Origin of the sequence: Gracilimonas sp. (assembly GCF_035704785.1) — a bacterium.
GTDB lineage: Bacteria > Bacteroidota > Rhodothermia > Balneolales > Balneolaceae > Gracilimonas.
The window spans coordinates 1-6,340 of record NZ_DASSWP010000132.1; the positions used below are offsets into that span (position 1 = coordinate 1).

The following is a 6,340-nucleotide window of genomic DNA, read 5'->3' on the forward strand; positions in this document are numbered from 1 at the left end:
GGGCTTCAGCTTCCGCTTTTTTGAAAGCATTGTGATCGGTTCCATAACGCTTGCCGGGCTCTTGTTTGGCGAGATAATCACCAATGGTGTACGGAAGCACAAAGTATCCGTCTGAGAGTCCCTGCATCAATGCACTTGCACCGAGTCGGTTGGCCCCGTGATCAGAGAAATTCGCTTCTCCCGCTGCATATAATCCCGGAATGGTGGTTTGAAGATTGTAATCAACCCAAAGCCCGCCCATCGTGTAGTGAACGGCAGGATAAATTCTCATCGGCCGTTCGTATGGATTCTCACCGGCGATATTCTCATACATTTCGAAGAGGTTTCCATACTTGGATTCAATAGTATCACGACCATCACGCTTGATGGCATCACGGAAATCGAGATAAACTGCCAATCCGGTTTCACCTACTCCAAGTCCGTCATCACATACCATTTTGGCATTTCTTGAAGCCACATCACGAGGCACAAGGTTACCGAAACTTGGATAGCGTTCTTCCAGATAATAATATCGTTCGTCGTCAGGAATTTCGTTGGGATGGCGATCGTCTCCTTTCTTCTTAGGCACCCAAACCCGTCCGTCATTTCTTAAACTCTCGGACATTAATGTCAGCTTAGACTGATAGTCACCCGAAACAGGAATACACGTTGGGTGAACCTGCACGTAACATGGATTTGCAAAAGCAGCTCCACGTTTGTGAGCTCTCCATGCCGCCGTTACGTTTGAGTTTTTTGCGTTGGTGGAAAGATAAAAGACGTTTCCATACCCACCGGTTGCCAATACCACGGCATCGGCTTCATATCGGCAAAGTTCACCGGAAACAAGATCCCGGGTAATAATACCTCTTGCCTGACCGTCGATCACAACCACATCCAACATCTCATGGCGCGGATGGTATTTGATATTTCCATTGTGAACCTGACGCATCATCGCCTGATACGCACCGAGCAACAACTGCTGTCCGGTTTGACCGCGTGCGTAGAATGTCCTGGATACCTGTGCTCCACCAAAAGAACGGTTCGCAAGATTTCCGCCATATTCACGGGCAAATGGAACACCCTGTGCTACGGCTTGATCAATAATTTCGTTGGAAACCTGTGCCAGGCGATACACGTTGGATTCCCGTGAGCGATAGTCACCGCCTTTGATGGTATCGTAAAAAAGTCTCCAGATGCTATCCCCATCATTCGGGTAATTCTTGGCAGCGTTGATCCCACCCTGAGCAGCAATACTGTGTGCGCGGCGAGCCGAATCCTGAATGCAAAAGCTTCTCACATTGTAGCCAAGCTCAGCAAAACTCGCTGCAGCTGCTCCACCGGCCAATCCGGTTCCTACCACAATGATCTCAAATTTACGCTTGTTATTGGGCGACACCAGGTTGATGTCTTTGATGTGCTTATCCCATTTTTTTTCTAACGGTCCGCCGGGTACTTTTGAATCTAATTTCATAATTGTTTAATTCGCCACGAAAGCACTAAAACACTAAAATGTTTTGTTCTAAATAAATTCAACATTCTGCTTATGTGCTTCTTATTGTTTTAGATTAAAATTTTCTTCTCGTCCTCTTCAAATTATACCACAAATCTTTTGATGCCTTTACCAATATTCCTGACATTAAAGTTAATAAGATAACCTAATCTGTTACCAGTCAGTTTTAAATGACTTAAAATTTGTGCCTCCCAAACTGAATTCATTTTATCAACAGCCTTGAGCTCACAAATAACTTCACTTTCCACTAAAACATCTAATTTTAAACCTTCTTCAAAAGTCAGGTTATCGTACTTAATTGGTAATTTTATTTGTCTTTCGGCTTTTAAGTTTTTCTTATTCAATTCGTGCACAAAACAAACTTCATAAATATTCTCCAATAATCCGGGGCCTAACTTTTTGTGCACTTTGTAAGCTGCATCTACAATCTTTTCCCCTATCACCTCAAGGTGATTTGGTATCTCTTCATATGTTTCGGCTTGCCAAGTCATTTAAAAATTTTCGTGTTTTTGAGATTTCGTGGCAACCCAATTAATAGCTAATTAAGCCACCTTCCCCGCCGGTGAGGAAAATATACAGCGGGATGAAGATAAAGCCGAGCATCAGCACGATAGCAAAGATGTACGCTCCGATCTGAACTTTCTTGGATGTTTCTCCATGTTTCATTCCTAATGACGTGAAAGCACTCCAGGCTCCATGAGCTAAGTGCAGAATTACTATTGAAAGCACCGCGATGTAACTAAATGCAACCAACGGGTTTGTAAACTCAGCTATAACCAAAGCTCTCAGGTCTCGCACCTCAGTCCCATCAACCATGGTCATGTCAGTCGGACCAAATTTAAAGTGCCATATATGAATAACCAAAAACACGAGGATCACAAGTCCGGAAATGATCATACTTCTTGAGGCCAGCGACTGATGACTAGGTCCTCCTTTAGTTTGATACGTATCGTATCCTTCAGGACGAGCTTTCTTTCGCTGCCTCCAGATCGAAATTCCTAAAATTGCATGGTATAAAAAGAAGAATGCCAATCCGGCCTCGATTACATAGAGCAGTGGCCCAAGACTCTCCAAGGTGTAGGTGTAGATATTAAAGGCATCACTTTCTGCAAAAATGGTGAGGTTACCGACAAGATGGCCGATCAAAAAAAGCATGAGGCCAATTCCTGTAATACCGGTCATGATCTTTCGTCCGACCTGAGAATTCAGAGCTTTGATAAGAGAAGGCATGTTTTACGTCTTAGATAATTTCAAATTTCGATAAATAAAACAGCAAATAACTTTCTTTGGTTTCAATTATTTTTGAAAACTTAGCAAAAAGCTTAACTGCGCTGAGAAAATCGCTTTTTCCTCTTTGAATAACAAGGCAGAATGCGTCTAAATATGATCGCAGATTTGTACGATTACTCAGATTTCACTGTTGTTCATAGTGAACACCCTTCCTATCTCTATATTTATTACTTCGTTCCATACTCAATTTACTTCCTCGCTCCATACGCTCTGCGTTGGAGCAGATTTGGGAATGACTTTAGAGAGGTTGACTATTATCTTTAGGGACATCAACTCCAGACTAATGAAAACCATTGCGAAACCTTACGAATCCTCTTTCCGCGAGCGCGGCTCCAAATTTCTGGGGTATCTTTTCCCTACCGAATCCGAAGAGGATTTTCAGGAAGAACTTGCCCGACTCAAGTCAAAATATCCCGATGCCACCCACCACTGTTGGGCTTGGCGATTGAATCCGGCTCAACCCAAGGAATTCAGCTCCGATGACGGCGAACCTTCCGGCACGGCAGGATTGCCTATACTCAATCAGCTCAAATCATATGAAGTGGTAAATGCCGGGGTTGTGGTGGTGAGATATTACGGAGGGACCAAGTTGGGCAAATCCGGATTGATAGAGGCTTATGGCCGAGGAGCGCAGTTATGCTTGGAATCGGCAACACTAAAATCCATTAAGTTGGTACATCTTTTTGAAATCCGATATCCCTATCCCGAGGAAAACACCATCAACAAGTTGAAGAATGATCATAAGCTTTCCGTACAGGATTCTGAATATCTGGAAGATGTGAAGCTGAAAGTAGCTTGCCCCAAGAAAACAAGTGCTCGCTTTAAAAAGGAATTATCAGGATTAGAGCATTTGAAGATCACATTTGAGAATCTGGGAGAATCATTTATTTGAGTAACTATGAGAACCTTTGAGTATCCTTCTTATCCCGCAGTGTCCCGTGCCGAATCAGAGACCTTTACCTGCACGCTTAAGCCATAATTTACTTTTACAGTCTTCGTTAGGTATATTGTTTAAGAGGAAATAATTATGGAAGATCAAAAACCAACAACGGTAAAGACTAAAGAGTCGAAATCTGCGCATCCTGCTGTAGGTATGTGGAAGGATAAATGGGCTAAAGAAAAAAGCTCCACTGAGATTGCCAGGGAAATGAGAAAGAAACAATGGCAAAGGTCTTAGTTGATACCGACATACTTATCGATATTTTTCGGGGAAACATCAAGCTTGACACAGAGCTCAAAGATCATAGCCTTTCTATAAGTGCTGTAACTTTTGTTGAATTAATTCAGGGAGAGAACACCAGCAGAAAAGAAATCAGTCTTATCAACAGCTATATAAAGGAATTTAATTTCCTCCACATCTCAGAAGACATAAGTGTTCTTGGGGTTGATTTAGTTAAAGAATACAGTCCAAGTCATAATTTAAAATTAGCTGATGCACTGATTGCAGCAACAGCAATTCTTCATGATCTGTCTTTACTTACTTTGAATAAAAAAGATTTTAAATATATCCCTGAACTTGATCTGCTTTAACCGGGTTACCAGTCTTCAATTATATGCACCTTACCCATCAAACCCCTATTTTCCGAGAAAAAAAGGAAACTATGAAGATCTATACCAAGAAAGGCGATAGTGGCGAAACCTCACTTTTTGGAGGGCAACGCGTCTCCAAAAGCTCCAAGCGCATCGATTCTTACGGAACCGTGGATGAACTCAATTCTATTTTAGGAATGGTAATCTCATTCGGAGTTTCTGAAAAAGGCGGTGAATTTCTGGAAACCATACAGCAGCAATTGTTTGTACTGGGAGCTGATCTTGCAACTCCCGCCTCTAAAGACGTACGGATCGAACGGATCGGTCACAGCGAAGTAGAATTTCTCGAGAAATCCATCGATGAGATGGAAAAGGATCTGGAGCCGCTCAAAAACTTCATCTTGCCCGGCGGGGCTAATGCCGGAGCCACCCTTCACTTTGCACGCACCGTTTGTCGGCGAGCAGAACGTATCACCGTTGAATGTCGGCATGAAGAGGAAATTTCTGAAGTGGCTATTATGTACATCAACCGGCTTTCTGACTTCCTTTTTGTTCTGGCCCGATATGAAAACAAACAGGCCGGCAATCGGGAAACCGGCTGGATCCCGGAACGATCCAAGTAATTTTTACTGAATTTTAATTTCAAACTACTGACTATTCACATGGCATTAATGATCTCCGTCTCGGGTATCCGGGGCATTTTTGGAACCGACCTCACCCCTCAAAATCTTGCAAAATTCACCGCCGCTTATGGCACATGGCTTAAAGGAGGCACCGTAGTTGTTGGCCGGGATTCGCGCGTAACCGGAAAGATCTGTGAAGATATCGTTGCCGCTACCCTCGCAAGTGTTGGGTGTGATGTCATCAAAGTTGGAATTGTACCGACACCAACTGTGGCCATGGGCGTATTGAAGCACAAAGCAGCCGGAGGGATTATCATCTCTGCCAGTCACAATCCTGCTGAATGGAATGCGCTGAAGTTATTGAATGAGAAGAGTGAATTTTTGGATGCTGATCAGGGAAAGGAAGTGATCAAAATTGCTGAATCCGGAGACCTTAGCTATCAATCCTATGATAAAATCGGGGAAATTCGCGAAGATCATGATATGCTTGATGATCACATAGAGGAAGTCCTGAATCTGCCGTATATCGATGCGGATGAAATTGCCGCTAAGAATTTTTCCGTTGCCGTGGATGCTGTAAATGGTGCCGGCTCGGAAGCTCTTCCAAGATTACTGGAAAAGCTTGGGGTTAAAACCGTACATAAAATTCACTGTACCCCAAACGGACTTTTCCCCCACAATCCGGAACCATTGCCCGAACATCTCACTGAGATCTGTGAGTTGGTTAAGGAGAAAAAAGTGGATCTGGGAGTGGTAACTGATCCCGATGGAGATCGGCTGGCTTTGGTTGATGATACCGGAAAACTCTTTGGCGAAGAATATACGCAGGCGGCCGCCTTTGACTTCATCCTCTCCAAGAATCCCGGAGCTTGTGCTACCAACCTCTCCTCTTCCCGTGTTTGTGACGATGTGGCCCGCAATTACGATCAAACTTGTTATCGCTCTGCAGTGGGTGAGATCAACGTAGTTAAAGTGATGCAGGAACAAAATGCTGTAATAGGCGGTGAAGGAAACGGCGGAGTTATCTGTCCGGATCTGCACTATGGTCGTGATGCGCTGGTAGGTATTGCCATGGTGCTTCAGCTTCTCGCCGAAAAAGGAATGAGCGCTTCCGAATATCGGGCAACCCTCCCCGATTACTACATGAGCAAGAACAAGATCCAGCTTGATGAATTAGGAAAAGACGCCGATAAAGTGCTTGAAATGGTGAAAGAGCATTTCTCCAGCCTCAACCCAAATACCGTGGACGGCGTGAAAGTCGATTTTGCTGAGGGCTGGGTTCACCTTCGTAAATCGAATACCGAACCTATCATTCGCATCTATTCAGAAGGACGGTCTCCGGAAGCTGCGAAAGCCTTTGCAGGGAAGATCTTTGATCTGTTGAAGTAATTTTTGTCAAAGTAGTAAG

8 protein-coding genes are annotated in these 6,340 nt (G+C 43.8%); 5 read left to right on the forward strand and 3 right to left on the reverse strand.

Annotated elements, in window-relative coordinates:
• From VFM80_RS08065 to VFM80_RS08075, 3 genes are all read right to left on the reverse strand, one after another.
• The coding region (locus tag VFM80_RS08065) for a fumarate reductase/succinate dehydrogenase flavoprotein subunit (RefSeq protein WP_395071315.1) at window positions 1–1,450 on the reverse strand (1,450 nt) is incomplete at its 3' end.
• A 122-nt stretch (window positions 1,451–1,572) separates the two neighbouring features.
• Window positions 1,573–1,980 carry a GxxExxY protein gene (locus VFM80_RS08070; RefSeq protein WP_395071316.1) on the reverse strand — a complete coding sequence of 136 codons (408 nt, stop codon included), beginning with the start codon at window positions 1,978–1,980 and terminating at the stop codon, window positions 1,573–1,575.
• A 40-nt stretch (window positions 1,981–2,020) separates the two neighbouring features.
• On the reverse strand, window positions 2,021–2,719 hold the full coding sequence (locus tag VFM80_RS08075; RefSeq protein WP_395071317.1) for a succinate dehydrogenase cytochrome b subunit: 699 nt from the start codon (window positions 2,717–2,719) through the stop codon (window positions 2,021–2,023).
• Between the two features lie 343 nt (window positions 2,720–3,062).
• On the opposite strand from VFM80_RS08075, the gene VFM80_RS08080 reads away from it, so the two are divergent.
• The 5 genes from VFM80_RS08080 to glmM all read left to right on the forward strand — a co-directional run bounded on the left by VFM80_RS08080 (window position 3,063) and on the right by glmM (window position 6,321).
• Window positions 3,063–3,671 carry an IMPACT family protein gene (locus VFM80_RS08080; protein ID WP_395071318.1) on the forward strand — a complete coding sequence of 203 codons (609 nt, stop codon included), beginning with the start codon at window positions 3,063–3,065 and terminating at the stop codon, window positions 3,669–3,671.
• 135 nt (window positions 3,672–3,806) lie between these two features.
• Window positions 3,807–3,956, forward strand: a complete 150-nt coding sequence (locus tag VFM80_RS08085) for a hypothetical protein (protein ID WP_395071319.1) — start codon at window positions 3,807–3,809, stop codon at window positions 3,954–3,956.
• Complete coding sequence (locus VFM80_RS08090) at window positions 3,941–4,309, forward strand: type II toxin-antitoxin system VapC family toxin (protein WP_395071320.1); 369 nt, start codon at window positions 3,941–3,943, stop codon at window positions 4,307–4,309. Before VFM80_RS08085 ends, VFM80_RS08090 begins: the two co-directional genes overlap by 16 nt.
• 71 nt (window positions 4,310–4,380) lie before the next feature.
• Complete coding sequence (locus tag VFM80_RS08095) at window positions 4,381–4,932, forward strand: cob(I)yrinic acid a,c-diamide adenosyltransferase (RefSeq protein WP_395071321.1); 552 nt, start codon at window positions 4,381–4,383, stop codon at window positions 4,930–4,932.
• A gap of 39 nt (window positions 4,933–4,971) precedes the next feature.
• On the forward strand, window positions 4,972–6,321 hold the full coding sequence (glmM, locus tag VFM80_RS08100) for a phosphoglucosamine mutase (protein ID WP_395071322.1): 1,350 nt from the start codon (window positions 4,972–4,974) through the stop codon (window positions 6,319–6,321).
• Window positions 6,322–6,340 lie beyond the last annotated feature (19 nt).